The 24,558-nt window shown below is 69.9% G+C and carries 24 protein-coding genes; 12 read left to right on the forward strand and 12 right to left on the reverse strand.

Annotated elements, in window-relative coordinates; genetic code table 11:
* Window positions 1-1,368: 1,368 nt before the first annotated feature.
* On the reverse strand, window positions 1,369-2,097 hold the full coding sequence (locus tag ADK55_RS31795) for a GbsR/MarR family transcriptional regulator (protein WP_053683792.1): 729 nt from the start codon (window positions 2,095-2,097) through the stop codon (window positions 1,369-1,371).
* 280 nt (window positions 2,098-2,377) lie between these two features.
* Between ADK55_RS31795 and ADK55_RS31800 the strand changes: the two genes are divergently transcribed.
* Genes ADK55_RS31800 through ADK55_RS31815 form a run of 4 tightly spaced genes read left to right on the forward strand, consistent with a single transcriptional unit; the run spans window position 2,378 to window position 6,024 of the window.
* Entirely contained in the window at window positions 2,378-3,430 is a 1,053-nt protein-coding gene (locus tag ADK55_RS31800) for a hypothetical protein (RefSeq protein WP_199826681.1), read from the forward strand.
* 47 nt (window positions 3,431-3,477) lie between these two features.
* Window positions 3,478-4,680: a serine hydrolase domain-containing protein gene (locus ADK55_RS31805; protein ID WP_078999667.1), complete on the forward strand. Its 1,203-nt coding sequence runs from the start codon at window positions 3,478-3,480 to the stop codon at window positions 4,678-4,680.
* A gap of 55 nt (window positions 4,681-4,735) precedes the next feature.
* Entirely contained in the window at window positions 4,736-4,963 is a 228-nt protein-coding gene (locus ADK55_RS31810) for a hypothetical protein (protein WP_234350337.1), read from the forward strand.
* Between the two features lie 38 nt (window positions 4,964-5,001).
* Window positions 5,002-6,024 carry a hypothetical protein gene (locus ADK55_RS31815; RefSeq protein WP_053683796.1) on the forward strand — a complete coding sequence of 341 codons (1,023 nt, stop codon included), beginning with the start codon at window positions 5,002-5,004 and terminating at the stop codon, window positions 6,022-6,024.
* Window positions 6,025-6,250: 226 nt separating this feature from the next.
* Here the strand turns inward: ADK55_RS31815 and ADK55_RS31820 are convergent, their stop codons facing one another.
* The 4 genes from ADK55_RS31820 to ADK55_RS31835 form a co-directional block, all read right to left on the reverse strand.
* Complete coding sequence (locus ADK55_RS31820; RefSeq protein ID WP_053683798.1) at window positions 6,251-6,478, reverse strand: hypothetical protein; 228 nt, start codon at window positions 6,476-6,478, stop codon at window positions 6,251-6,253.
* A 256-nt stretch (window positions 6,479-6,734) separates the two neighbouring features.
* Window positions 6,735-8,042: a PP2C family protein-serine/threonine phosphatase gene (locus tag ADK55_RS31825; RefSeq protein ID WP_199826682.1), complete on the reverse strand. Its 1,308-nt coding sequence runs from the start codon at window positions 8,040-8,042 to the stop codon at window positions 6,735-6,737.
* Window positions 8,039-8,842: an alpha/beta fold hydrolase gene (locus tag ADK55_RS31830; protein ID WP_053683802.1), complete on the reverse strand. Its 804-nt coding sequence runs from the start codon at window positions 8,840-8,842 to the stop codon at window positions 8,039-8,041. Before ADK55_RS31830 ends, ADK55_RS31825 begins: the two co-directional genes overlap by 4 nt.
* A 91-nt stretch (window positions 8,843-8,933) precedes the next feature.
* A complete protein-coding gene (locus tag ADK55_RS31835) occupies window positions 8,934-9,239 on the reverse strand; it encodes a DUF2188 domain-containing protein (protein WP_053683804.1) in 306 nt (101 codons plus the stop codon).
* A gap of 683 nt (window positions 9,240-9,922) precedes the next feature.
* On the opposite strand from ADK55_RS31835, the gene ADK55_RS31840 reads away from it, so the two are divergent.
* Window positions 9,923-10,123 (forward strand): hypothetical protein, encoded by a 201-nt coding sequence (locus tag ADK55_RS31840; protein WP_053683806.1) that lies wholly within the window; start codon window positions 9,923-9,925, stop codon window positions 10,121-10,123.
* A gap of 13 nt (window positions 10,124-10,136) precedes the next feature.
* On the opposite strand, the gene ADK55_RS31845 is transcribed toward ADK55_RS31840, so the two are convergent.
* The 3 genes from ADK55_RS31845 to ADK55_RS31855 all read right to left on the reverse strand — a co-directional run bounded on the left by ADK55_RS31845 (window position 10,137) and on the right by ADK55_RS31855 (window position 15,221).
* Window positions 10,137-12,914, reverse strand: coding sequence for a hypothetical protein (locus ADK55_RS31845; RefSeq protein ID WP_053683808.1), 2,778 nt, complete (start codon window positions 12,912-12,914; stop codon window positions 10,137-10,139).
* Window positions 12,911-14,389: an ATP-binding protein gene (locus ADK55_RS31850; RefSeq protein ID WP_053683809.1), complete on the reverse strand. Its 1,479-nt coding sequence runs from the start codon at window positions 14,387-14,389 to the stop codon at window positions 12,911-12,913. Before ADK55_RS31850 ends, ADK55_RS31845 begins: the two co-directional genes overlap by 4 nt.
* A 253-nt stretch (window positions 14,390-14,642) precedes the next feature.
* Window positions 14,643-15,221, reverse strand: coding sequence for a TetR/AcrR family transcriptional regulator (locus ADK55_RS31855; RefSeq protein ID WP_053683811.1), 579 nt, complete (start codon window positions 15,219-15,221; stop codon window positions 14,643-14,645).
* Between the two features lie 110 nt (window positions 15,222-15,331).
* Between ADK55_RS31855 and ADK55_RS31860 the strand changes: the two genes are divergently transcribed.
* Window positions 15,332-16,342: an NADP-dependent oxidoreductase gene (locus tag ADK55_RS31860; protein WP_199826683.1), complete on the forward strand. Its 1,011-nt coding sequence runs from the start codon at window positions 15,332-15,334 to the stop codon at window positions 16,340-16,342.
* A gap of 26 nt (window positions 16,343-16,368) precedes the next feature.
* Here ADK55_RS31860 and ADK55_RS31865 read toward each other — a convergent pair whose 3' ends face one another.
* Window positions 16,369-17,247: an alpha/beta fold hydrolase gene (locus tag ADK55_RS31865; protein ID WP_053683813.1), complete on the reverse strand. Its 879-nt coding sequence runs from the start codon at window positions 17,245-17,247 to the stop codon at window positions 16,369-16,371.
* 81 nt (window positions 17,248-17,328) lie between these two features.
* On the opposite strand from ADK55_RS31865, the gene ADK55_RS31870 reads away from it, so the two are divergent.
* Entirely contained in the window at window positions 17,329-17,829 is a 501-nt protein-coding gene (locus tag ADK55_RS31870; RefSeq protein ID WP_053683815.1) for a CGNR zinc finger domain-containing protein, read from the forward strand.
* Window positions 17,830-18,015: 186 nt separating this feature from the next.
* On the opposite strand, the gene ADK55_RS31875 is transcribed toward ADK55_RS31870, so the two are convergent.
* Window positions 18,016-18,921 carry a LysR family transcriptional regulator gene (locus ADK55_RS31875; RefSeq protein WP_053683817.1) on the reverse strand — a complete coding sequence of 302 codons (906 nt, stop codon included), beginning with the start codon at window positions 18,919-18,921 and terminating at the stop codon, window positions 18,016-18,018.
* Between the two features lie 128 nt (window positions 18,922-19,049).
* Here ADK55_RS31875 and ADK55_RS31880 point away from each other — a divergent pair, with 128 nt between their 5' ends.
* Window positions 19,050-19,868, forward strand: coding sequence for an inositol monophosphatase family protein (locus ADK55_RS31880; RefSeq protein WP_053683819.1), 819 nt, complete (start codon window positions 19,050-19,052; stop codon window positions 19,866-19,868).
* Between the two features lie 90 nt (window positions 19,869-19,958).
* On the forward strand, window positions 19,959-20,555 hold the full coding sequence (locus ADK55_RS31885) for an NADPH-dependent F420 reductase (protein WP_053683821.1): 597 nt from the start codon (window positions 19,959-19,961) through the stop codon (window positions 20,553-20,555).
* A 375-nt stretch (window positions 20,556-20,930) separates the two neighbouring features.
* Here ADK55_RS31885 and ADK55_RS31890 read toward each other — a convergent pair whose 3' ends face one another.
* On the reverse strand, window positions 20,931-21,782 hold the full coding sequence (locus tag ADK55_RS31890) for a DsbA family protein (RefSeq protein ID WP_234350339.1): 852 nt from the start codon (window positions 21,780-21,782) through the stop codon (window positions 20,931-20,933).
* A gap of 148 nt (window positions 21,783-21,930) precedes the next feature.
* On the opposite strand from ADK55_RS31890, the gene ADK55_RS31895 reads away from it, so the two are divergent.
* From ADK55_RS31895 to ADK55_RS31905, 3 genes are all read left to right on the forward strand, one after another.
* Window positions 21,931-22,467 (forward strand): nucleotidyltransferase domain-containing protein, encoded by a 537-nt coding sequence (locus tag ADK55_RS31895; RefSeq protein ID WP_053683835.1) that lies wholly within the window; start codon window positions 21,931-21,933, stop codon window positions 22,465-22,467.
* Window positions 22,468-22,623: 156 nt separating this feature from the next.
* Window positions 22,624-22,968, forward strand: a complete 345-nt coding sequence (locus tag ADK55_RS38935) for a hypothetical protein (protein WP_159041625.1) — start codon at window positions 22,624-22,626, stop codon at window positions 22,966-22,968.
* Between the two features lie 10 nt (window positions 22,969-22,978).
* Window positions 22,979-23,638 (forward strand): MSMEG_1061 family FMN-dependent PPOX-type flavoprotein, encoded by a 660-nt coding sequence (locus tag ADK55_RS31905; RefSeq protein WP_053683826.1) that lies wholly within the window; start codon window positions 22,979-22,981, stop codon window positions 23,636-23,638.
* A 352-nt stretch (window positions 23,639-23,990) separates the two neighbouring features.
* On the opposite strand, the gene ADK55_RS31910 is transcribed toward ADK55_RS31905, so the two are convergent.
* The gene (locus ADK55_RS31910) at window positions 23,991-24,449 is read right to left on the reverse strand and encodes a LuxR C-terminal-related transcriptional regulator (protein ID WP_053683827.1); all 459 of its coding nucleotides are present in this window, start codon (window positions 24,447-24,449) and stop codon (window positions 23,991-23,993) included.
* Window positions 24,450-24,558 lie beyond the last annotated feature (109 nt).

Raw genomic sequence — 24,558 nt, forward strand, 5'->3', positions numbered from 1 at the left:
CCCCGCCACTGCACGGCAGACCCGCGGCCGATGAGACACCGGCAAGAGGGGCGAGGACCATCGTGAAAGCTGCTGCCACGACGGAGAGTTTCTTGATCAAGGCTTCTCCTTCTGCTGTGTACCGACTGGCCGACCGGAATCGCCAACGAGCGGATCGCCAGGGCACGGACATGCGAGGGCGTCCTGTTTGCGGGACAACTCGGCTCCTGTTGGGTGCTCCGTGCGCCCGACGAACCATTCGGGGGCTCACACGGGTCGACCGCCCTCACCCCCACCCCCGAGCCCGCACCCCTCCTCGTATGGCCTGAGGCACTTGGTGACACTCGAATTCTCCCGCCGAACGCCACACCAGGTCATTGGCGTACAGCGCACGCATGGTTGTCGCTCAGCGCAGAGCCAACGGGCTGCCGGGCGTCTCCCGCCCCGGACGGTCGGTGCCGGGCCGCTCCGGTGAACGCCGGGAACGCGCGGATCAGGCGATCACCTCGCCGGGGCCGAGGCCGGGATCAAGTCTTCCCTCCCGCGAACGGTGATGCGTCTGCCGACCGACACTCGCCTCTTACGCGCCTTCGGTTTCGTCGTCGTCGATGGGAGCCGTATCGGAGTCGATGGGAGCCCTATCAGATCGCGCGGCGGAGCGCGGCCTGCTCATCGTGCAGGCGGCTGCCGTCGATTGGGGGCGCGATCGAATCCCCGCCGGCGGACCGTAGCCGCCGAGCTGCACCCGCCGCACATAACAGCCGTTCGCCGGCGCGTAGTTAGGGCAAACCTTCCGATTCGTACACGCGGGGGAGGGGCTTCGGTGACGTTCGATGAGGAATGGGCAGTTGCCAAGCAGAGTGCCGCTGCGGCCGGCCGAAGCCCGACGCTGGGCGCGCCGACGCCATGCCGTCTACGGACTGGTGATCCTGGGGATCGTCCCCCTCTTCGTCGCCGGCGAAGCCCCCGCCGAGCGCCTGGTGGATTTCGAGGTCCACTACGCGAGCACGCCGCTCATCCGCGAGATGATCCTGCTCTATCTCACGGCTCACATCGTGGCCTCCATCATGGCCACGGTCGCGCGGACACCCTGTGGGGAGTCATCAAGGGACCGGCAGGCCCGGCCCTCGGTGAACCGCCCCTCACCGAATCCGAGCGCGCCTACTGCCACCCGCGCGCCGCCACCGTCCCCGACCAGCCCGGCGCATAGCCACCCCCACCTCCACCCCCACCTCCACAGTGGGGATGCGGATATCCGAATGCCTGGCATCCAGGCGGCCGGGCCGCCCTGGTTTCCCGCGCAGAGACGGATCCCCGCTCGCAGCAGTGCGCCCAACCGTCAGTACGCATGCGCTCCACGCAGGATCCGGGGCCGCGCCCGTCAACTCCTCAGTCCGATGTGCCGCGCCTGCCGGCATCGGCCTGCCGCCATTCCTCGGCCGCCTGGATCATGCTCCGGCCGACATGCTCGAAGAAGTGGCCGAGGTCCCGCATCCGGGTGCCGGCGGGTGTCGCGGCGCCGAGGACCTCGGCGCCGCGAAGGGCGAAGTCGGCGAGCGTGGTGTTCTGCCGGGCGCCGGCCATCCAGCCGCGGAACCAGGCGTCGGCGTCGATGACGTACACATCGCGTCGGCGGCCGGTGTCGCGTTCGCGCCTGATGAGTTCCTGCTGTTCGAGTTCGCCCACGGCCTTGGAGACGGAGGCGGGGCTGACCCGGAGGCGCTGAGCGAGCTCGGTGGCGGTCAGGCTGCCGCCATCGGTGACGTACAGGCACGTCAGTACGCGGGCGGTCATCCGGGGCAGCCCCGTGCCGACCATCATCGCCGTGAACCGTGCCTCCAGTTCGAGGACGGCCTCCGGGTCGCGTCCGTGCGCGCCGCTCTCGGCCGGTGAGGGGGGCGGGGCCGGGACCTGGTTGCGCCGACGGGCCCGCCCCGCGGTCGCGCGATGCGCCGCGTCGGCCCGGTAGGCGGCAGGGCCGCCGTTGCGGGCCACCTCTCGGGTGACGGTGGAGATGGGCCTGTCCAGGCGGCCGGCGATGTCGGTGTAGGTGAGTCCTTCCCTGAGTCCCTCCGCGATCTCCCGTCGCTCTTCGTGGGTCAGTCTGCCTCCGGGCATCGGCGTCGCCTCCGTGTCAGGTCCGAGCGTGTCAGGTCCGAGTGTGCGGCCAGTATTGCGTTCGCGGTCAGGTCATTGCAAATGTTCCGAAAAGGGATTTGCCTTCACCTTCACTGTCATTGCAAGAGTTTTGCTAAACCACCTGCATTAATTCCGAACTTGCCGGCTTATTGATTCACGAAAGAGTGAAAGCAATTTAGCTTTCAGTGATCCGCGAACGAGCGGTGCAAGCCGGGCAGGCCCCGTACGAGGGTTGCTCGTCGCCCTGATCGGAGCTCTCATGACCACCTTCCTCACCCCCGTTCGTACCTGGAACCGTGCGCTGGTGGTCTGTGCCGCCCTCATGCTCGGCCTGGTACTCATCTCGGGCGTCGGCACTGTCGTCGACGGACGGATGCTGCTGGATGAGTCGGTGTGGGTGAAGCCGCTCAAGTTCGCCTTCGCCTTCGGCCTGTACGCCGCCACGCTGGCCTGGCTGTTGACCAAGCTGACCAGGGGCAGACGACTGGGACGGTGGCTGGGTAGCGTCTTCGCGGTCGCCGCCACGGTCGAAGTGGGTGCCATCACCGTCCAGGCGGCGCGCGGAACCTTCAGCCACTTCAACGCGGATCAGACCGACCCGGTCACCCTGGCCCTGGTCCCCCTCCTCACCTTCGGCGTGATGGTCATCGTCATCGCCCAGTTGGTCCTTGCCATCGTCGTCGCGATCCAGCGCACCGGGGGAGCGGCGCTGAACCGCGCCATCCGCTCCGGTGTCGCACTCGCCACCTTCGGCATGGTCGTGCCGGTCTTCTGGATGGTCACCGAGATCCACTCCCGTACGGTGACCGACGCCAACGGCCACTCCGTGCGGATGTACCAGGGCCACGGCATCGGAGACCCGGACGGCCACGGCATGCCCCTCACGAACTGGAGTGTGACCGGCGGCGACTTCCGGGTACCGCACTTCTTCGCCCTGCACGGCATCCAGGTGCTCCTCCTGATCACCGCGGTACTGGCCGCACTCGCCGCCGAGCACGTCTGGCTGCGCGACGAGAGGGTGCGGGCCCGCCTGGTCGGCAGTGCCGCCCTCGGCTACACGGGCCTGGTCGCGGTGGTGACTTGGCAGGCCTGGCGCGGACAGTCCCTGATCCACCCGGATTCCGCCACCCTCCTCGCCCTTGCCGCGGTGCTGGTCCTCGCGGTGGCGACCACCGCAAGGGTCATCGCCACCGCCAAGCGCGCCACCGCCAAGCGCGCCACGTCGGAGCCCGCCATGTCGGAGCGCACCACGTCCGGGCCTTCCACCGTCGAACCGGCCGAAGACCTCGAGCCCTCCCGACCGGCGTGCTGACGCCGCCGCCCCACCCCGACGATCCGAACTCCTGAAAGGAAACCGACATGACCACGCCCTTCTCCAACGAGACGACCACGACCGCGCAGAGTGCACCGACAGCCCCCGCGACGATCCCGGACCGCTCCGCGATGCAGTGCGCCCTGAACCACGCGGTGACCCGGGGCGGCGCTCCCGGCATGGTCGTAGAGGTCCGTGACGACCGCGGCAGGTGGTTCGGTTCGGCGGGCGTCTCCGACACCGGGACCGGGCGCGAACGCCGGCCTTCCGAGCGGTTCCGGATCGGGAGCACGACGAAGGCGTTCACCGCCGCGCTGGTCCTGCGACTGGCGGCCGAAGGCAAGCTGGGCCTTGACGACACGATGGAGCGGTGGCTGCCCGGGCTGGTGGCGGGCAACGGCCATGACGGCCGTGCGATCACCATCCGGCAGTTGCTCAACCACACCAGCGGCATCCTCAACTACGGCAACGACCCGGAGTTCTTCAAAAGGGGCATCGGCGCGGCCTGGTTCCAGCACCGCTACGACACCTACGCCCCCGAGCGGCTGATCAGGATCGGCCTGGCCACCCCGCCGGCCTTCGCCCCGGGAGACGCCTTCCTCTACTCCAACACCAACTACTTCCTGGCCGCCCTGATCGTCGAGAAGGCCACAGGCGGGACGTTCGCGCAGGCGCTCACCCAGTGGATCGTCCAGCCCTTGAAGCTGACCGGGACCTACCTGCCCGGCGCGGAACCGACGATCCGAGGGCCGCACCCGCGGCACTACTCCACGCTCTTCTCCTCCGACGCCCAGCCCGAGGTCCATGACGTGACCGAGATGAACCAGTCCTTCGCTTGGGCGGCAGGCGGCATCATCTCGACCACCGGCGACCTCCAGCGCTTCTTCGGCGCCCTCCTCAGAGGCCGGCTGCTGCCCGCCGAGCAGCAGCAGGACATGTTCACCACCGTCGACACCACAGGACCCGTCCCGTGGATCCCGAGTACCCGATACGGACTGGGCGTGTTCGCCCAGACACTGCCGACCGGGGTCACGGTCTGGGGCAACGCGGGCGCGACGTACGGCTCGTGGACCTACGCCGTGGGAACCCGTGACGGCGGGCACCTGCTCGCGAGCCAGGTCAACGGCGACTGGAGCGGCCTCGGCGTCTTCGACGGCATCCTCACCACCGAGTTCGGCGCGGCTGCCGAAAGAGCGAGTTCTCCAAGGACGCACGGGGCAGGCGGAGACACACGGCATGCGGGTCGGTGACCGCCCCGAGCAAATCCGATGGCGCCGGCAGCCCTCCGGCGACAAGACTGCGCCGGTGAACACCCAGCCACCACCACCGGACCCACTGCTCCAGCCGGTACGGGACCCCCGCGCCGCCTTGGAAGAACACGTCCTCGCCGAGCGTCGTGCCACCCTCGTCCCGGCCGGGGCCATCGACATGGTGCGTGCGGCCTTCGACGCCGTCAACCCGCTCCTTCACCCACCGTTCGCGGCAGAGGCGCCGGCCGCCGACGTCGGCGGGGCGCAGCCCGAAGGTGCATGATCGCTTCCGGTCAGACTCAGCAGTGGGGGTGGTGTGACATGGGCGAGTGGCGAACCGATCCGACGTTCGCGATGTGCCGGGCGTTGGTGGACGGGGCGGAACCGTCCTCCTTCGCGGGCGGGCCGTTCGACGTGCGGGCGGTGATGACCGCCATCCGGGCCGAGGTCAAGGACGGATTCCTGCTCGACGAAGTCCCCTGGGAGCGCTTCCCACAGGGGAATCGTGTCAGGGAGGCCGTTCACCTGCTCCACACCGAGGGCTCCCTTCGCGCCGGAACGGGCGTTGTGGACGGCATGTGCGCCAACGACACGCGGGCCGCCGCCGTTCTCGCCGTACCGTTCCTGATCAGGATCGCCGCCGACACCGGCCACCCCCATCGTGCCGACGCGCTCGCCGAGGTCTCCTGCCCGGCCCGCGCCCGCTACTTCGGCGTTGCCTCCCGCGAAGAACTGCTGCTTCACCGCGCCGACACCCAGGACGGTGATCTGTACGACGATTACGGCGTCGAGGTGACCGGCTACCCTGCCGGCTGGTCGGTCGCCGCCGCCCGGGCCGCGATCACCGCCGACACCGCTCTCCTGCAGCCCCTTCTCGGCGACCCCGACCCGTCGATGCGTATCGACGCCGCCTACACACTGGCCACGGCCACAGACCCCGACCGATCGGTCCGCTCCGCCTTCCGCACCCGGCTCGTCGCCGAGCAGGACCCGATCGTCAGCGCCGCCCTGGTCCTCGCCACCGCCGAAGCCACCCGCGCCCACCCCCACGCGCCGACCACCGCGTGGATGCGAGAGCGGTGGCGGGACCGTACACAAGCGCCCGAGGTCCGGTTGGCCGCCGCGATCGGCTGGCTCTGCCTCACCGACGAACCCGCCCCCGACGACCTGCGCGCCGCCGTCGACCACCTCGCCACGGACGAACGCGCCCACGCCATGAACGACCTGCCATGGATGGCCGTCATCGGCGGATCCGGCGAGACGGGACTGCGGCGCTGCGTCCGAAAGATGCTCCACCCCGGCCGGCCCGATCCTGATGACGACCCGTGGGCCCCGCGCCACTGACGGCAAGAGCCGTCCACCAGGTGCCCCGGCTGCTGCCCGTGCCTCGCCCACCGCCGCGCGACGAAGGCCGGTGCCCGCAGGCTCCAAGTCCCCGACCGCGCTCTCCCCGGACCGGGACCACGCTCATTCCACGCAGCGCTCTGCCACCTGGGCACGCCGATCCGAGCGTGATCTCCCGCCTCACGTCCGGCCTCGAATGGGCGTCGCGGGCTGAAAGGATCGCCGGTCAGGCGGCCGTCTGGCGCCGGGGCGTCTTCCGCGTCTTCACCCCGCCGACGATGAGCGCCAGCCCCAGGGCGACGATGCCGAGGTATGCGGCGGGCGGAAGGTCGACGACCTTGTGCATCCAGCCCCACTCCGTGCCGAAGAAGGTCTGCGAGGCGAAGCTGACAAGCCCCTGGGCTCCCACGACGTAGCCGATGCTTTCGACGGTGTATCCGATGGTTGTTCGCACGGATCCACCCTCTCGCGGCGGTGCCGCGAGATCGTCCTCCGCAGGGCCGAAAACGCGGTAGTCCAAAGGATGCAGTGGCGTGCGGAGAGCACCGGAAAGACACCCCGCCGCGGCAGGCGAAGCAATCGACAGCAGAAGGCTCGAAGACCACGCCCTCGTACACCCGGCGCCGCCGGCGGCACTGCCCGCACCCTTACTGAAGTTGGATGGGCCGCGACCGTACTCCCTGGCGCGACACCGAGTGGACCTGCCGGCCCTACGTCGCCCGTGCCCGCAGGGGGGTGGTGAGCGGGGCGGGTACGCCGAGGGCGAGCAGCGCGGTGTCGTCGTCGAGTCCGTCCCCGAAGCCGGCGAGGAGTCCGGTCAGGGCGGTGATCAGAGCCTGCGGGCCGGCTGCGGGCTGGGCCGTTGTGAAGGCGCGCAGGGCGTCCTCGCCGTACAGGGCGCGATCGGGTCCGATGCGGGCCTCGGTGAGGCCGTCGGTGTAGAGGAGCAGGGTGTCGCCGGGCCGCAGTTCGGTGTGGGCCGGCGTGAACCGGACGCGGGGCAGGACGCCGATGAGCATGCCGCCGGGGGTGTGGAGGTAGTCGGCGGTTCCGTCGGCGCGCTGGATCAGCGCGGAGGGGTGTCCGCCTGAGGCCAGGCGCACATCGACGCGGTCACGGCCGGCGTGCAGGATCCCGAAGATGGCGGTGCAGTAGCGGGGGTCGCCATTGCTGTACCGCTCGTGGAGCACGGTGTTCAAAGTGGTCAGCACGTTGACCGGTTCGGGATCGTGCATGGCTGCCGCGCGCAGGGTGTAGCGGGTCAGGGAGGTGACCGCGGCGGCTTGGGGGCCCTTGCCGCACACGTCGCCGAGGAAGAACGCCCACCGGCCGGCGTCGATGGGGAACAGGTCGTAGAAGTCTCCGCCGAGCAGGTCGGGGGAGGCGGTGTGGTAGTAGGACGCGGCTTCCAGTCCCGGAATGGTGGGGAGGGCGGTGGGCAACAGGTTCTGCTGGAGGACGGCGAGGGCCTCCTGGAGGCGTTCGCGGTCGGCCTCCGCCTGCCGGCGTGCCTCCTCCGCCTCGCGGCGCGCCTCCTCGGCTGCCTGGCGGCCGCGCAGCAACTCCACCTCGTAGGCGCGGCGATCACGGGCGTCGAAGACGGTGGTGCGGATCAGCAGGGGCTCCCCGCCGGTACTGGTCTTCACCTTCGAGGTGACCAGCACCGGCATCCGCTGCTTGCCGGCAGCCTTGATGTCCAGGGCGATGCCGTTGATCTCGCCCTTCATCCGCAACATCGGGGCGAAGTGCGTCTCGTGGTACAGCTTGCCGCCCACCGTGAGGAGATCGGTGAACCGCATCCGCCCCACCACGGCGGAGCGCTCCAGGCCCAGCCAACCCAGCAGCGTGGCATTGATCTTCGCGATGGTGCCGTCCATCAGGGTCGACAGGTACCCGCACGGCGCCTGCTCGTACAGTTCCTCCGCACTGTCCTCCAACAGGGAGGTGAACACCGCGTCCGTCGCGGCGACGTTCGGCTCTCCGTCGGGCTCCCGGTCCTCGTCGACGCGGCACATCATCGGCGAACCCCGACGAACTCGATGATCGCCTCGGCGGTGGCTTCCGGCGCGCTCAGTTGCGGACAGTGTCCTGTCGCCTTCAGCGTGACCAGGCGGCTGTCGGGGATCGCCGCGTGGACGTACGCGCCGACCTCGCGGGGGGCGATCACGTCCTGCTCGCATTCCAGGACCAGAGTCGGCACCGTGACCGTCTTCAGGTCCTCACGGCTGTCGGAGAGAAATGTCGTGCGGGCGAAGACTCGCGCCATGTCAGGATCGGTCGCGCAGAACGACGTCGTCAGCTCCTGGCCGAGTTCCGGGCGGTCGGCGTTGCCCATGATCACCGGCGCCATCGCCGCCGACCAGCCCAGATAGTTGGACTCCAGGGACTCCAGCAGCTCGTCGATGTCGTCGGCGTCGAACCCGCCCCGGTATCCGTCCTCGTCGATGTAGCGGGGCGAGGGGGCGACCATCACCAGACGGGAGAACCGCCCCGGCGCCTTCGCCGCGGCCAGCACCCCGACCATGGCACTGACCGAATGCCCCACGAAGATCGCGTCCCGCAGGTCCAGTTCCTCACAGACCTCCAACACGTCCAAGGCGTAGCCCTCCAGCGAGCTGTAGCGCTGCTCGCTCCATGCCGCGGGCGTCGAGCGGCCTGACCCCACGTAGTCGAAGAGCACGACCCGGAAGTCCTCGGCCAGCGCGGGGACGATCAGGCGCCACATGTTCTGGTCGCAGCCGAACCCGTGCGCCAGCAGGAGCACCGGCCCGTCCGCGCGGCCCGTGACGGTGACGTTGTTCCTGCGACGGATATCCATCCCGTCAGTCTCGCACCCCCCGCCGGCCCCGGGCAGGTCTGCCGCCGCAGCGAGTGGTCGGGGCGCTCCAGGGCCCCGACCGGGTGTCTCCTCACTTGCTCTGGAAGATGCCTCCGGGTTCCCCCGCCTTGCGGCCACGCTCGTCGGGGGGTGCCGCGGGGGCATCTCCGTAGGTGTATGCGGAGCGGATGTGTCCGTCGCGGGCGTGGACGACGACCTGGGCGGGCTGGTGCTCCTTGGCGTGGCGGCGTGCGGCGTCGACCGCGTCCTTCTGCGTACGGTGTGGCTCGTGCAGGAGCCGACGTCCCTCTCTGCCTTCGACCTGCCACTTCACGCCCGCAGCCGCCGCGCGCTCGCTGGACGGTGAGACGTGGTAGACGGTCCGTTTCGCTGCCATGGTCCTTCTCCTTGCCCGTCGGGCGGACTTCGTGGCCGGCCTGTCCTGCCTCGCCGAAGTCGCCCTTCGGTTTCGTGCCCGACCGCCTGGCCCGCGCCGTTGGCCCCACCGCGCGTTGCTCGCGGAGGCCGGAGCACACGCGGCGACTCTGTGCACAGGGGGCACAGCGGGCACGGCATCCGTGCCGCTCAGTGGCCACCGTGAGTGGCCGGGTGGTGGCACGCAGTCCTCGGCGGATCAGGTCGGCCTTCAGGAGTATTCCCGCCCGCCCCGTCGCGGACACCAGATCGGGTCGGCGGCTGCCGTCAGGGCGAGACCGTTTCGCCATCGGGCGTCGTCGGGTCGTGTGCGGGCCGGTATAGGAGTGCTCCGCGCGATCTCCGTTGAGCAGGTCGCGGGGTCGGTCGTCGGAGGGCGGGAGGAGCGGCCGCCGGCGCCGGTCGCGGAGCCGAGGCCTTGAGACCATCGGCCCGAGGGTGGGGTGACAGCGCGAGGTGCGGCCGCGGCACGGTGAACGATGGCGCCGGCAGAACCCACCCGGTCCTGTCTGACGTGGCAGCGCGAGGTGCGGCCGCGGCACGGTGAAAGTTTGTGCCCAGTCCGCCCAGCGGTGCCCACTCTGGGCGGAATGACGTCTTCGCGGGGCGATGCTGCTGTCTCCCCAAGGAGATGGAGCCCCCGTCATGGTTCAGACGCCGCGTGCGGCGATCACGCTCGGCATCGTGATCGCCGCGTTTCTCGCCCTCGTGGTCGCCGTGGCGACCACGGTCCTGTCGTGGCTGGCCGGCAACCGATGGCCGGTCGCGGTGCTGCACGGCGGCGCCGCCTTCGGCGGCACTCTCACGCTCGGCACACTGCTGATCGCCCTGTACCAGTCCGGCTGACCGTGGGTCCGCATCACGGCCACAGCCTGCTCACGTCCGCCAGCGCCCGGCACACCTCCGTCGCCGCAGCGGCGCCACCGACCGTGGCGATCAGTGGCGCCAGGTTCCCCAGGTCTTCGAGGAGTTCACGGCGGGACCGGCGGGAGCCGGCGGTCATGAGAGCTGTCCACTCTGCCTCCGCCGCATATCCCGACAACCCCGACGCGGCACCGGCCAACCGCACAAGGCACGTGGCGCGGTCACGGGGATCGGTCACGGCCGCTGCCTCGATCAGGCCCCGAGAGACGAGATCCGGGCGCAGTGCGAGCGGCGCCGACTCCGCCAGCGCCGCGAACGCTGCCGCGCGCGTGGCGGCGTTCCACTGCCCGTCGATCCCGTCCAGGAGCCGCCGTACGAACTCGTCCGGCGGCTCCTGGACCCACGGCAGCAGCCGTGCCGTCGACACCAGGTGGCCGTAGTCGGTGAGGCCCGGGCGGCCGAGCACGGTGTGGACGATCATGTCGAGCGACTCCTGCCTTTCCTCGGCCCCGAGGTGAGGCAGGAGGGCCACGGTCGCCTCGGCCCGCAGGCCGCTCGCGCGCAACGTGCCGGCCACCGCATTCGCCTCGCGGACGGCGTCGGGGGCGACGCGCACCAGCTCGGCCAGGATTCCCGGGATGTGTCGCCCGTCCTCGTACGTGCCATCAGCCGCTTTCCTCAAGAGGCGCAGGGCGTGCCGGACCGCCCACCGGCAGGTCCGTGGCGGCAGTACGGGTATCAGGACGGCCAGGCACCGTGCCGTCTCCACCGGATCGGGAGCCTCGACCAAGCTGGTCGCAGCCATCCTCAGCACCGACACGGTGGACCGCGGTCCGGGCGCGCGGCGGGCCAGTTCCGCCGTGCCCTGGACCTTGGGCACACCCATGCGGCAGAGGCCGAGGAACCGTCGAGCCTGTGGGAGGAGACCGGCCGGCAGGCGCGGGATCAGTGCCGCGCACGCTGTTGCCATGAGCGGCGGCAGCGGCTCCGGGCCGCCGGGCTCGGGGTCTCTCACCCACGTGGCATGGGCGAACGAACGAACGGCCTCCCATGCCGTCGCCGCCTGGCTCGGGTCGAGATGCTCCGCGAGGACCGTCACTACACGGCACGTGGCCTCCGGGTCGGCCGCGCTCATGGCCACGACCCGGTCCAGCACCAGAGCGGTGTATGCGGGGCGTTCCTCGACCTCCACGCGGGGGAGGAGATGGGCGACGGCCATGGAGGTCGCGTCGCTGTCGCCACGCGCCTCCAAGAGCCGGGCGGCACGTGCCAGGGCCCCGTTCGGCAGGCCCCCGGCTATGTCGGACAGGGCGCGCAGCCTGATGTCGTGTTCCAACAAGTGAGCGCCCTGCGTGGCTTCGAGACGGGCGAGCACGTCCAGCGCCTCCTTCTCGTCCCGGACTCCGCGCGCCACCGTGGCCCGCAGAAGCAGGCCGATGCCGCGCACCTCCATGTCGAGCGCCCCCTCGCGCCGCATCAGCCGAGCGGCCACCCAGGACACCACATGCCGAGCGAACGCCCTGAAGGACTTCGGCAGTCCGCCGAGCACGAGGGGCAGGACGTCCTGCCAGTCGGTGCGGGCCATATCGGGAAACCGGTCGTAGGGGAACGCGTCCCGGAAGCGGTCCGGTGCGGCCATGGCGCAGGCGACCGCCGCCACTCGCACCTGCCGCCCCGGCACCACGGCACTGGCCGAGGCAGTGACAGAGAGAGGGAGAAAGGCCCGCTCGTTCCGGCGCCCTCCCAGGAAGTCCAGGCTGAACCCGAGTACAAGACCGGCGAGCGTGGCCGGTACGAACCGGCCGACGGCGATCCGGTGCGACCACAAAGCCACCGTGCGTTCGAAGACCGACGCGCCGCCGACGCGCGGCACGCGGTGACGGGTCGCGGCGAATGCGCACAGCCGTTCCCTGGCAGGGCCGGCGGTGTGATCGACGAGTACCAGAAGGGCGGCGGCGAGCACCGGAGAGGCGTCCGGTACGGCTGCCCGGAGCAGCCGCGGAAGCACCGCGGCGCGGCGCTCGGGCGCCAGCACCGGATACAGCAGGGCCCAGGCCGTGAGCCGTTCATCCTCGCTGAACGCCGCTGTCCGGCCGATCAGCGTCTGCGCCTCTCGGACGTGAGCCGGTGCCAGACCGGCGGCGTACCTGAGCAGATGGGCGAGCCGCTCGCGGTCCGCCCCCGGTTCCGGGCGGGGCAGCATGCGCTCGACCAGCTCTTCCCGCGCCTGGGTGCTCAGGAGCGGCAGAGCGACGGAGACGGCCCGAAGTCCCGACGGGCCATCCGACGCGCACAGCGCGGCGGCCTCGTGCAGGTCCTCGGCGAGCGCGTGATCGCGCGGGAGGCTCCTCACCAACTCGGCCAGTCGCAGGACGCGCACCCGCGGTTCGATGATCTGGGCCACCGCCAGGCGGGCCCGCTCGGAGTTCCACACGCCGCGCTCGAGCAGCCGAGGCAGCAGCCCCGGAGGGAAGTCGATGAGAGCGCCGGGCAGCGAGGCCAGGACCAACGCGTACCGTGCCCTGGCCCCCACCGCGGCCCGCTCCTGGTCCGGGCGGGACGCGGCCAGGGCGGTGCGCAGTGCCACCGGTAGTGCCGAGGCGCGCTCGTCCCGCTCCAGCCGCTCCAGCAGAGACATTCGCGGGCCGGTCCCGTCGTCGGTGGTCTGCCGGAGCATCCGTACGAGCGCGCTGTGGTCGACACGCTTGCCGGAACGCAGTTCGAGGGCACTCAACAGTTGTTCGGTGTGGAGCCGGTCGAACTGGTTGCTCACTCGTCGTCCCATTCGACGGCGTCGTCGACGAAGTCGAGCAGCCGCTTCTCCACCGCGTCGATCCCCGCCGTGGTGGAGAGGAAGTCGAGGAACGACTTGTGGTAGATGCGATACACGGGGTGTCCGTCGGCTCTGGGCCGGCCCCGGTTGAGGAACTCCTGCCATGTCGCCACCGCCGTGCGGACCGGATGGAGGGGCAGGCTCAAGGTCTGGGCGATGATCTCGGCCGTTGTCTGGTGCAGGATGGCGAACCCCAGAATCACCGGTTGGTGCACCTCGTCGAAAAGCTCCGGGTCCGCCGCGCGCATCGTCACCCAGTGCCGCCGGTAGTACTCGCGCAGCCCGAGCGGCAGGTCGTCGATGTCTCCCCGCCAGAGCAATTCACCGCCGGCGATCTCCGGCAGGACGCGGACCGCGTACAGGAAGTTGCCTTCGCTGCGCTCCAGGAACCGCTTCGCGAAGTCGTGGCTCTTCTGCCCGGCGGACGCCAGGACGTCCGCCAGGCGTTCCGCATTGTCCTCGATGAACGTCTCCACGTAGAGCAGCAGGTCCGCCTGGTTGGCTTCGTCGTCGTCCCCGATCTCCATGTGTCGGATCCGGTCCGCGTCGAGTTCATAGGCGTTGCGACCCCGCGAGGTGACGACGACGTAGACGTTGTCGGGCAGTTGGCGGGGCAGCGCCAGCCGGTTGATCCCCGGTCTCCCGTCGTCCGCCGCCTCGTCGATGGCGTCCACCACGATGACGAGCGGGGTGTCCTGGCGCGCGGCCGCCGTGCCCAGCAGGCCCAGCAGGAAGAGGCCGTCCCGACCGGCGCGCGGAGGCAGCGACGTGTGGTCCAGGTGATACCGGACGATCAGCTGAGCGCAGACATTGCGTAGGAACGCCTCGGTCGTGGACGCACCGGAGGCGGCGACGTTGAAGTGGTGCAGCCACTTGCGGCGGCGCACCAGCTCCGCCATCAACGACGTCTTGCCGATGCCGGGTTCACCGGTGATCAGGATGTAGCCGGACGGCAGGGCGGTGTCCTCGATCGCGGCCTCGACGGCGTCGATGTACCGATTTCGGCCGACGAACCCGCGGGCCAGGGGTTCGACGATCCCGTACGCGAAATCGGCGACCAGCAGATCGTCCGCCAGGCCGGCCGGTGGCGTGGCGAACTCGGACCAGACCGGCGAGCCGGGCGATACCGGTGCGACGCCGTCCACCTGCCGCAGGGCCGCCTCGCGCAACTCCTCAAGCGGCCCGACGTCGGCGCCGGTGACGTCCGCGATGCGCTCCAGCGTGCGCAAGGCCGGGACCTTGCGATCCTTCCGGTCGGCTCCCAGCCGGGCATTGAGGGCGGCGGAGAGGGTATTGCGGCTTATGCCTGCCCTGTCGGCCACCACTCTGACCTGATAGCGGTCTCCGAACGTGCCGGCCACGAGGGCGCGCAGCCTTCGCGACAGCGCTGCGAGTTGATCGGGCTCCTCCGCCATACCGCTTCCCGTCGGCTCGTCGGCGAGCCGACCGCGATGGCCCGCCTCCACAGGCCGACAGTGTCTCGCGGCTCCGCGCGGCTTGTCCGTCGAGTCCTGAACCCGGTGGAGCGGCACGCCCTCCCGCCTCCGGCGAACGGCTCGGCAGCCGACCCGCCAAGTGCCCGCCCCCTCACGGTGCCGAACCCGCCCATGACGCGCGTGCGGCCGCGGCCGCCGGTCCGCGTGCGGCCGCGTCGGTCATCGCCGTCGGTCATCGCCCTGAGTGTGGCGTTCGGTCGCTGTCCGCGCTCGTCAGAATCGCGCTCGCGACAACCTCGAAGAGTCGGTCGGAGCGTGGCGCGAGTGAGGGTTGATCGCCGAGCCAGGCGAGCATGGCCACCAGCGCGAACAAGTCGGCGCCATCGACGTCGCTCCGCGCCGTGCCTGCGGCCTGGGCGCGGGTGAGGAGTCGCGCACCGGCTGCCCGCAGGGTGACGCACGAAGCGTGGAGTGCGGATTCGGGGTCCTCGATGGCGGCTGCCATCAGATCGGTGACGCCCCGAAACTCGGTTGTCCACGCGACGCAGTCGCGCAGCCACGCAACGAGAGCGTCTTCAGGCGAGCTCGACGTCTCAAGCTCGCCCGCCTCTGCCGTCAGTTTGTCGAAGCTCGTGCGGAGCAGGGCATCGAGCAGTGCCTCACGCGTCGGGAAGTGCCGCAGCAGCGTCGCCAGTCCGACGTCGGCCCTGCGTGCGATGTCGCGCAGCGACATGTCGACGCCGTGCTCGGTGATGGCGGTGCCCGCTACTGCGAGCAGGTGGTCGCGGTTCTTCCTGGCGTCGGCGCGCATCTGCCCCTCTTGACTATCCGGATCAGTGGTCCATATATTCGGATCAGTGGTCCACTTATGTGGACCACTGATCCGAATAAGCGTATCCCGTAGCACGGCAGGAGAAGACGATGTCGACCCGAACGATGAGGGCCATCCGGATCCACGAGCACGGTGGCCCGGAGGTTCTGCGATACGACGAGGTACCGATTCCCAGGCCGGGGCCGGGCGAGGTGCTCGTCCGCGTTCACGCGGCCGGCGTCAATCCACCTGACTGGTACCTGCGCAACGGACTGACCAGGATGCCCGGGAAGGCGGAATCGACGGTCACCCTGCCGGTGATTCCGGGGACGGACGTGTCGGGCGTCATCGAGGCCATCGCCGCGGACGTGGACGACCTCGCCGTAGGCGATGAAGTCTTCGGCCTGCTGCGCTTTCCCGGCTTCGACGGCAGCACGTACGCCGAGTACGTGGCGGCGCCCGCGTCGGACCTCGCACGCAAGCCCGCCGGCGTCGACCACGTACACGCGGCCGGGGCGCCCATGGCCGGGCTCACCGCGTGGCAGTTCCTGATCGAGCTCGGACATGATCATCCCTCGCCCTTCCAGGAATCACGGCATCGATCGACGGTGATCGATGCCGATACGACGGTACTCGTCAACGGTGCCGCGGGCGGCGTGGGCCACTTCGCCCTCCAGCTGGCGAAGTGGAGGGGCGCACGTGTCATCGCGGTGGCATCGGGCGCGCACGAATCGTTCCTGAACAAGCTCGGCGCCGACCGGTTCATCGACTACACCAAGAGTCGTCCCGAGGAACTCGTGCACGACATCGATCTCGTTCTCGACACGGTCGGCGGCCCGGACAGCAAACGCTTCCTGCGCACCCTCAAGCGCGGCGGCGCCCAGTTCCCCGTGCTCCCCGGGGACTTCGACCGAGAGCAGACCGCGAAACTGGGTGTCACCGTCTCCAGTGCCCAGGTCCGCTCGAACGCCGCGCAACTCGCCGAACTGGGCCGTCTGCTCGACGCGGGCACGGTCCACGTCGCGATCGACAGCACGTTCGCCCTCGCGGATGCCCGGGCGGCGCACGAGCGCGCCGCCCGAGGACACATCCAAGGAAAGATCGTGCTCACGGTTGCCTGAGGACGAGCCGTGGACCTGTTGCGTCATCAGCCGGCTGGTGTGCCGAGCACGCGCGGGCGGAATCGGATGATGGCCGCGGCGACAGCGTCGAGGTGGCTCTCCAGGAGGAAGTGACCCCCATCGAGCAGGTGGATCTCCGCGCTTGGAGCGTCGCGGCGAAACGCCTCCGCGCCGGCCGGTGCGAAGATCTCGTCGTTGCGGCCCCAGATCGCGAGAACGGGGACACGGCTCGACCGCAGCCAGTCGTGCACCGCCGGGTAGAGGGCACGGTTGCTGGAGTAGTCGCCGAACAGGGCGAGTTGGGCGCGGTCGACGCCCGGTCGGGCGAGCAGGGTCAGGTCGTGCTCCCAGGCGTCGGGATCGATCAGGCTGGGGTCGAGTACGCCGTGGGTGTACTGCCACTCGACGGCTTCCCGGCCCAGGGCGGGCCGCAGCCGTGCTTCGTTCTCCGGGCTGCGGTGCGCACCGTAGGCCCAGATGGGTTCCCAGAAGGCCGGCACGAACCCTTCCTCGTAGGCGTTGCCGTTCTGCGAGATGACGGCGAGGACCGCTTCCGGGGCCGCCAGTGCGAGTCGCCAGCCGATGGGTGCGCCGTAGTCCTGTACGTAGATCGCGTAGCGGTGTACGCCGAGGCCGGTCAGGAAGCCGCGGGTCACTTCGGCGAGGGCGTCGAAGGTGTAGGGGAAGTCCGTCACGTCGGGCGCCGATGAGCGGCCGAAGCCGATGTGGTCCGGGGCGATCACCCGGTAGTGGCCGGCCAGCGCCGGGATCAGGTGTCGGAACATGTGGGAACTCGTCGGATAGCCGTGCAGTAGCAGGAGGACGGGGGCGTCCGAGGGGCCTGCCTCCCGGTAGAAGACGGTCAAGCCGTCCACGTCCATGGTCCGGTGATGAACAGCAACCACAGTAACCCCTTAAAGTGAGTTAAACGGTTAGGCTATGCTGATCATGCTCAGAAGGGCATGGCGTGTCAAGGAGAGTGAGTCGTGGTCGAGGATGAGGAACTGCTCCTCACCGTTCTCAACAGCGCGCCGGTGGTCGACGGGCTGCCCACGGACGCCCTGAACGAGCCGGGAGCGGCGGACTGGCTGCGAGCGCTCGGGGGGAGCGGCGCGAAAGAGGAACGCGACCGCCTGCGCCGTGTACGTGACACGCTGCACCTGCTGATTCGGGGGACGTCCGCCGATGTCGGCAGCCTTGCCTCCGCGCTCGACGGGGCGCGACTTCGTCCTGCCGTCTCGCCCGCGGGCGTGTCCTGGCAACTGGAGACAGCGCCTGATGAGGAGGTTGTGGTCCGTGTCGTACTCGCGTGGTCGCGCGTCACCACGGAACTGCCGGGACGGCTGCGGGCCTGCGCGAACGAGGAGTGCAACTTGTTTCTCGTCGATCACAGCCGACCCGGGACCGCCCGGTGGTGCTCCATGGCGGTCTGCGGCAACCGGGTGAAGGCGCGAACCCACGCGCGCAAGAGGCGCTTCGCGGAGTGATCGCCCGCGCGGACCGTACTGCGGCCACCACCGGCGTCACACGACCACTCGGTGTGACGCTTCCGCACCGTACCGAGTCGGCTGTCGGACACGGGGTCCGACGGCCCGATGCGGATCCGCACAGCGGTCGACCGTGAGGCGTCACGGCGACCGCGTGGATGTGCCGGTGAGGCGGCCGGACGACTTCTATGAGGTTCCGCGGTCGGCCAGCGCGGCCCGCGCCAACCCGCGCAGCCAGGCGTGGGCGTGGTCGGTGTCGTAGCGCTGATGCCATGACAGATATATCGGTGCCGAGGGAAGTTCGAGCGGGAGCGGGAGCACAGCCAAGCCGAGATCGGCGACCGCGGAACGCGTGGTGGCCTCGGGGACGCTGACCAGGAGATCGGAGCCGCGCGCGAACTCCAACGCCGCCGCCTCCGTCGGCGCGGTCGCCACCACGCGGCGGGTGAGGTTGAGCCGAGCGAGGGCGTCGTCGAGGGCATTGCCGAGGTTTCCACGACGCGAGACGGTGAGGTGCTCGGCGGCGGCGTACTGCTGCACGGTGACGGTCCTGACGCGGGTGAGGGGGTGCCCCTGCCTCACGACGACGACGAGGCGGGTCTCGCCCACCTTCTCGGCGCGGATGTCCGGTGCGCTCGGGCGGTTGGCGTTGGCCTCCAAGTCGACCTCCCCGCGCCGCAACTCGGGTGTTTCGATGCTCGATTCGGCCACGAAGCGCAAGCGCACGCCCGGTGCCTCTCCGCGTACGGCCGCGAGGAGTGCGGGGCCGCTCATGGCGACCAGGGAATCGTGCCAACGGAGTGTGAAGGCGTGCTCCAACGTTGCCAGATCGAGTTCACGGCTCGGTGCGAGCACCCCCTGGACCTGGTGCAGCAGCTCGTGCACCTGTTGCCGGACGGCGATGGCATACGGAGTCGGGGTCATCGTGCGCCCGGTGCGCACGAGGATCTGATCCCCGGTCGTGCGCCGGATTCGGCCCAGACTCCGGCTCATCGCCGGGGCGGTGACATGCAGGCGCGCGGCCGCCCCGGCCACGCTTCCCTCTTCCAACAGCGCGTCGAGTGCGGCGAGCAGATTCAAGTCCAATTGCATGAGAGTAATCCTAGCCGTGCTTTACATGCATTTGAAGTTAATCAAGGGGCTCTATACCTTCGAGACAAGAGCGCAGGACGGAACGCCCGACCAGCCTCAACACCCCTTCTCACAACGGGAGTACCACCATGTCCGAATCGCTTCAGGCCACCGAGGTCGCCGTTTCCGACGCCCATCTGCTCGAGCAGACCGTGATTGCCGTGCGGGAGGCCGGTTCGGTGTTGCGTGAACGCTTCGGCGAGGTGGTCGTACACCAGACCCGCGAGGAGCTGATGCGCGCGCTCGCCGCCAATGACGATGCGGCTCTCGACATTCTGCGTCCGCGTCTGACGGAGCTGCGCCCCGCTGCCGGTTGGGTGGAGGACGAGTTGGACGGTGGGGCGTTGCCGTCGGGTGAGTGGTGGGTGGTGGATCCGGCCGAGGGCAATGTCAATCACTTGCACGCCTTGCCGGACTGGGCGGTGACCGCCACCCTGGTGCGTGAGAATCAGCCGGTGCTCACGGTGGTGCACTTGCCGTTGACGGGGGAGACCTATACGGCGCTGTTGGGTGCGGGTGCCCACCTCGATGGCCGTCCGCTGCGTGTGTCGCCGGCCGCGGATCTCGGCCTGAGTGTCGTGGCCACCAGCCAGGCCCGGCCGGAGGAGGACGAGGAGGTCGTGCGGCGCGTCGGTTCCTCGATCACGGCGATGCTCTTCGACGCGCTCGTCGTTCGTACCTCCGTGCCCGCGACCCTGCATCTGGTGAATGTGGCCGCCGGCCGGATCGACGCGTTCTGGCAGTTCGCCGGGGCCCGCGCGGATCTGTTGCCCGGGGCCCTGCTCGTCACCGAGGCGGGCGGGCGGATCTCCGACGCCGAGGGCCGGCCCTGGACCCCGCGGAGCGACAGCTTCCTGGCGGCCGCTCCCGGCGTCCACGCCCAGGCCGCCGCCACGCTTTCACGCTGACCGCGCACCACGTACCGCGCACCACCCTCCACGCACCACGCACCACATTCCACGTTCGATGCTCCGTACCCAGGTGAGGACCAGAACATCATGACCACGATCGCAGTACTCGGAAACGGCCGTGTCGGCGGCAACCTGGCCACGGCCCTCACTCGGGCCGGGCACGAGGTGAGCGTGGCGGGCCGCGCGGCGGGCGCCGCCGCCGCCGCTGTCCGGGCGGCTCGGATCGTCATCAACGCCACTCCGGGCGCGGGTTCACTGGAGCGGCTCGCGGCCCTGCGCGAGGAACTGCGGGACAGGATTCTCGTCGACGTCTCCAACGCGACCGTCGACGGACCGGACGGACTGCCCGCCGGCTTGATCTATCCCGGCTCAAGTCTGGCCGAGCAACTTCAGGTGGCGCTTCCCGAAACGCGTGTGGTCAAGACGCTGAACACCATGCTCTTCCCGGTGATGACCGCGCCGGCCATGCTCACGCGGGCGCCCGACGTCTTCCTCTCCGGTGAGGACCCGCAGGCCAAAGAGGTGGTCCGTGGACTGCTCGGCGACCTCGGCTGGCGCGAGGAGTGGATCACCGACCTCGGCGGCATCCAGACCGCCCGCGCCACGGAGGCCGCGATACTGTTCGTACCGCACGTGATCCGAACCAGCGGCTTCGCGCCCTTCGCGATCTCGATCGCCCGCTGATCCGCATACAGCGCACCACTCCCGGCGGGCCCGCATCCGGAGCGAATACCGCAGCGCGGCCCGAGCCGGAGATCCACTGTCGGACGGCGACCTCGGGCCCGTTGCCCGGGGGCCGTCAGCCTTCGCACCGAGCGGACGGGGACGTGGCCGGCGCGGGCCGGCAGCACCGGCCGCGACAGGACGTCCAGCCAGGGCAAGCAGCACACGCGGGCCCCGCTCTGCCCCGCCCGGCTCCGGGCACCTTCGTAGACCCGCGACACCGGGTCACCCAGGCCGCGAACGCGGAGAGAAGAAGGCCCGTTGGAGGCCTTCGCGTCAGGGTGGGACTCACCCGGACCCTCCCCGCCGACCTGACGGTCGGCGGGGCCGCGTCCCCTAGACCCTGCGATTCCGCAAGGCCTCGGGGGCCCTTTCGACCGCGGTCAGCACACCCGTCAGGACTTCCTCGTCGAAGAGGTCATCGTAGAGTTCACCGGTGAGCATCGTGGTGTTGATGGCGACGGAGGGTGTGCCCGGTCCGATCGGATCCTCCCCGGTCTGCCGGTACGCCGTCAGCGAAGCGGTCACGAAATCGCTGTACTTCATCGTCGACACCGCGGTGTCGAAGGCCTCGCTCCGCAGACCCGGCACCTCGTCCGCAAGGCTCAGCAGGCGCTGCGTGGTGTAGCCGTCGGACGCCTCCGCCTCTTCCTGGTCTGCCATCAGCACGGCGTGGTACTCGGTGAACTTCTGCGCGTCGAGAGCCGCCCGCAGGGCGTTGACCGCGCGCTGGGAGCCGTCACCACCGAGGCGGTCGTCCTTGAACGAAGCGAATACGTACTCCGTCCGCGTCTGCCTCTGGATGGTGTGCGTGCGGATCGCCTTGGCGCCACTCGACTCGAAGTCCGCGACAACCGGGCAACGCGGGTCCTCGTAGAGCCGGACGACCATCTTGGCGTTCGGGTCCCCCACCATGATCGTCGTGCCGTCCGCCGACAGTGCCTCCGGCAGTTCGGAGGCGTTCGCGTATGCCTTTGGAGCGGGCTCGGCGTCGGGGCTCAAGCCCGCCAACGCGTCCGCGCCGTAAGTGACCGCAGCGACCGCGAGCGCCCCCCACACGGCCGCGTAGGCCAGCGTTCTGACATGTTTAACCTGCATCGATCTTCTCCCCCTGGTGAATGCGCACACTCTAGTGGGGCCGATCCGGCCGGGGCTGGTGCGGGTACGCCGCGACGACAGGGCAGACACCCATCCGTGGTGAGGGCAGACACCCATCCGCGGTGTTTGTGCCGCATCAGGCATCGTTTGCCCGTCCTGCCGCGTCGTTTGCCCGCTCTGCCGAGACAAATGACGGGCTGAGGTGCGTAGTCTCCGCGTAACCTGCCCGGCTGTGGACATGGGACGTGCCGATCGACAACTTCGCCTGATCGCCGAGATCGTGCAGGTGGCCGCGGCCCTTCGCATCGAAGTGTGGCTTCGCGGCGGATGGGCCATGGACTTCTTCCTCGGCGAGGTCACGCGAGACCATGAGGACATCGACTGGTTCGCCTGGACAGCCGATGTCGGGGCCCTGGCGGAAGGGCTACTGGCGCACGGCTGTCAACCGGTCCCAGGACCGCCACCTGACCTGCAGCTCGATTTCGCCAAGGACGGGCTGGACATCAGTCTTACCCTCCTGGGCCGGGACATGGCCGGTCGTGTGGTGGTCGCCGGGGGCCCATGGGCCGGTGCGCCCTGGCCCGAAGGAATGCTCGATGCCGAGCCGGGCCGGATTGGCGGGCTGCGATGTCCGATCGTCAGTCCGCGGGCCCAGATCGAGATCAAGCGGATGATGCCGATCTGGGATCCTTCCAGGCCTCGACGGACCAAGGACGCCGAGGACATCGCCCGGCTGGAGGCGGCCCTCCCGGCACGGGGCAACCGGTCCGAGTGAGGGGCGTGGGCGGCGGTCTGTGGAAGGGACCGTCTGTCAGATCGACGCCGGGTCGAAATGTGTTCGACGGGGCCATCGCGTGCAGGGGATCATGTGGGGGTGTCGCCAACAGAAGCGGCAGCCGATGACCTGCAGGATCTTGCCGCTCTCTGGAGCATGGGCGAGGCTCGCGCGCACGATGTCGTCGAGGTTGCCTGCGCGGCACTCGTTGCCGGACTCGACAGCCCGACCCTTCGCATTCTGGCCGGATACACCCGCGCCGAGGCGGAGAACGAGGTGCCGCACCTGCTTCCCGCCGTACTCGATGGTGGGCCGGTGGCCCTCCACGATCCTGCCGCCAGGGGACGCCGGTCGGCCCGGGCGGCGCCCCCTGACAGCCGGGGCAGTGTGCCACCGTCCACAACCCGCTGCCCGACCTGCGCGGCATTGGCGGCCCTCGCGCAGGTCGGCGGAGTCCGGGCCGCAGCCCTCGACGTCCTCGGCCGCAGGTCGGCCCGTTAGGGTCGGAAGTATGACAACGCCTCATACCAGCAGTGCCTTTGACGCGCTCCGACTCGACGCAGTGACCGACCGGGAGGCGTTGCGCCGGGTCTACGATCCCCCCAGCGGCGCGGCCGTGCGCAAGCAGATGACGGAACTCACCGAGCAGACAAGGCGGTTGATCGGCTGCTCATCGCTGGTTCTGATCGCCAGCGCGGACGCCGAGGGCAACTGCGATGTCTCCCCGCGCGGCGGCCCCGCAGGGTTCGTCGCGGTCCTGGACGCACGGACGGTGGCGATACCCGACGCGACAGGCAACAAGCGTCTGGACACCCTGCACAACGTCATCGCCACCGGACGGGCCGGGCTGCTGTTCGTCATCCCCGGGCGCACCACGACGCTCAGGGTGAACGGCCGGGCCTGCGTCTCCACCCGCCCAGAGCTGCTGTCGCAGCTGACCGCCGTGGGCAAGCCACCGGCCAGCGCGCTGGTGGTGGGGATCGAGGAGGTCTACCCGCACTGCCCCAAGTCGCTGCTGCGCAGCGCGGCCTGGAAGCCGCAGGAGTGGCTGCCGGCGGACGCCCAACCGGCCTCTGCCGAGGTGACACTGGCCCAACTGCGGATGCCGGAGTTGACGATCGCCGACATCGAGCAGGCGGAGGCGGACTCGCTGAAGTATCGGTACGAGTAACCGGAACCGACCACCCCCCGCGGCATCCGAGGCCCCGAACACGTATGGAGTCCTTCACCGCCATCGAACTGGACCACCCCACTGCGATCGACGGATCCAGGTGCCCCGCGCGGCCCGACGGCGAGTCGGTGCCGCCCATCCAGGCCGCGGTGCACCCACCTCCGAGCGACGGGTGCCGGACACGCGGAGCCGGGGCCACGAGCCATCCGTTCGGCGTCACCGTCGGACTGATGGACAGGACGACGGCCACACCACGCGTCTCACCGAAGCCTTCGCCCCATGGGCCCGGCATGGCACCCGAAGCCGTGCCGACATGCCCGCCGATCCTCCCGGACAGAATCCGTCAGGCCCGTCAGCAGTCGAAGACACCGAGGAAGCCCAGGGCATGGCCCAGGCTCATGAGCCGCGTGGAGTCGATGACCCCTGCCGCGCGCACGAGGTCCTGCGTACGGGCCTTGACGTCGCTGGGGGCGATCTTGGCGGCGCGGGCGATGTCGGCCGGTGCGGAGTGCTCGGCGATGGCCTTCAGCAACAGCTGCTCGACCTCGCTCGGCTGGAAGGTCGGGCGCTGCGGTGGGAACTGCGGCGTGGTCACCTGCCTGTGCAGAAGAAGGGTGTGCACGAGGACCGGGCGGGAGGCGCGGGGCGGGCAATGAAGGCTCTGGCGCATGCCGCGGATGTGAGAGCTCACCGTGTCGAGAGACAGATGTTCCTTGGTGGCGATCTCGTTGTTGGACAGGCCCTGGACCAAGTGCTCGGCGATCCGTTTCTGGGCGGGGGGGAGGGGTTTGACGGGGGCTGTGGTGGTCATCGGGCTGGTCCTGGTCAGTTGGTGGTCACTGCGGGGGGGCGAAGCCAAACGGGGGGCTGCTGGTGGCCGTTGCTGATCAGGGAGCCGAGCGGCTTCAGCCGGGGGGCCG

Source organism: Streptomyces sp. WM4235 (assembly GCF_001279725.1).
Taxonomy (GTDB): Bacteria; Actinomycetota; Actinomycetes; order Streptomycetales; family Streptomycetaceae; genus Streptomyces.

What these genes read in the sequence shown, in the direction of transcription:
- ADK55_RS31905 (WP_053683826.1), top strand. Translation starts at nt 22,979, where the DNA reads ATGACAACGCCTCATACCAGCAGTGCCTTTGACGCGCTCCGACTCGAC.
- ADK55_RS31910 (WP_053683827.1), bottom strand. Translation starts at nt 24,449, where the DNA reads ATGACCACCACAGCCCCCGTCAAACCCCTCCCCCCCGCCCAGAAACGG.
- ADK55_RS31795 (WP_053683792.1), bottom strand. Translation starts at nt 2,097, where the DNA reads ATGCCCGGAGGCAGACTGACCCACGAAGAGCGACGGGAGATCGCGGAG.
- ADK55_RS31860 (WP_199826683.1), top strand. Translation starts at nt 15,332, where the DNA reads ATGTCGACCCGAACGATGAGGGCCATCCGGATCCACGAGCACGGTGGC.
- ADK55_RS31885 (WP_053683821.1), top strand. Translation starts at nt 19,959, where the DNA reads ATGACCACGATCGCAGTACTCGGAAACGGCCGTGTCGGCGGCAACCTG.
- ADK55_RS31840 (WP_053683806.1), top strand. Translation starts at nt 9,923, where the DNA reads ATGGTTCAGACGCCGCGTGCGGCGATCACGCTCGGCATCGTGATCGCC.
- ADK55_RS31800 (WP_199826681.1), top strand. Translation starts at nt 2,378, where the DNA reads ATGACCACCTTCCTCACCCCCGTTCGTACCTGGAACCGTGCGCTGGTG.
- ADK55_RS31830 (WP_053683802.1), bottom strand. Translation starts at nt 8,842, where the DNA reads ATGGATATCCGTCGCAGGAACAACGTCACCGTCACGGGCCGCGCGGAC.
- ADK55_RS31815 (WP_053683796.1), top strand. Translation starts at nt 5,002, where the DNA reads ATGGGCGAGTGGCGAACCGATCCGACGTTCGCGATGTGCCGGGCGTTG.
- ADK55_RS31895 (WP_053683835.1), top strand. Translation starts at nt 21,931, where the DNA reads ATGGGACGTGCCGATCGACAACTTCGCCTGATCGCCGAGATCGTGCAG.
- ADK55_RS31880 (WP_053683819.1), top strand. Translation starts at nt 19,050, where the DNA reads ATGTCCGAATCGCTTCAGGCCACCGAGGTCGCCGTTTCCGACGCCCAT.
- ADK55_RS31835 (WP_053683804.1), bottom strand. Translation starts at nt 9,239, where the DNA reads ATGGCAGCGAAACGGACCGTCTACCACGTCTCACCGTCCAGCGAGCGC.
- ADK55_RS31805 (WP_078999667.1), top strand. Translation starts at nt 3,478, where the DNA reads ATGACCACGCCCTTCTCCAACGAGACGACCACGACCGCGCAGAGTGCA.
- ADK55_RS31850 (WP_053683809.1), bottom strand. Translation starts at nt 14,389, where the DNA reads ATGGCGGAGGAGCCCGATCAACTCGCAGCGCTGTCGCGAAGGCTGCGC.
- ADK55_RS31855 (WP_053683811.1), bottom strand. Translation starts at nt 15,221, where the DNA reads ATGCGCGCCGACGCCAGGAAGAACCGCGACCACCTGCTCGCAGTAGCG.
- ADK55_RS38935 (WP_159041625.1), top strand. Translation starts at nt 22,624, where the DNA reads ATGGGCGAGGCTCGCGCGCACGATGTCGTCGAGGTTGCCTGCGCGGCA.
- ADK55_RS31825 (WP_199826682.1), bottom strand. Translation starts at nt 8,042, where the DNA reads ATGATGTGCCGCGTCGACGAGGACCGGGAGCCCGACGGAGAGCCGAAC.
- ADK55_RS31875 (WP_053683817.1), bottom strand. Translation starts at nt 18,921, where the DNA reads ATGCAATTGGACTTGAATCTGCTCGCCGCACTCGACGCGCTGTTGGAA.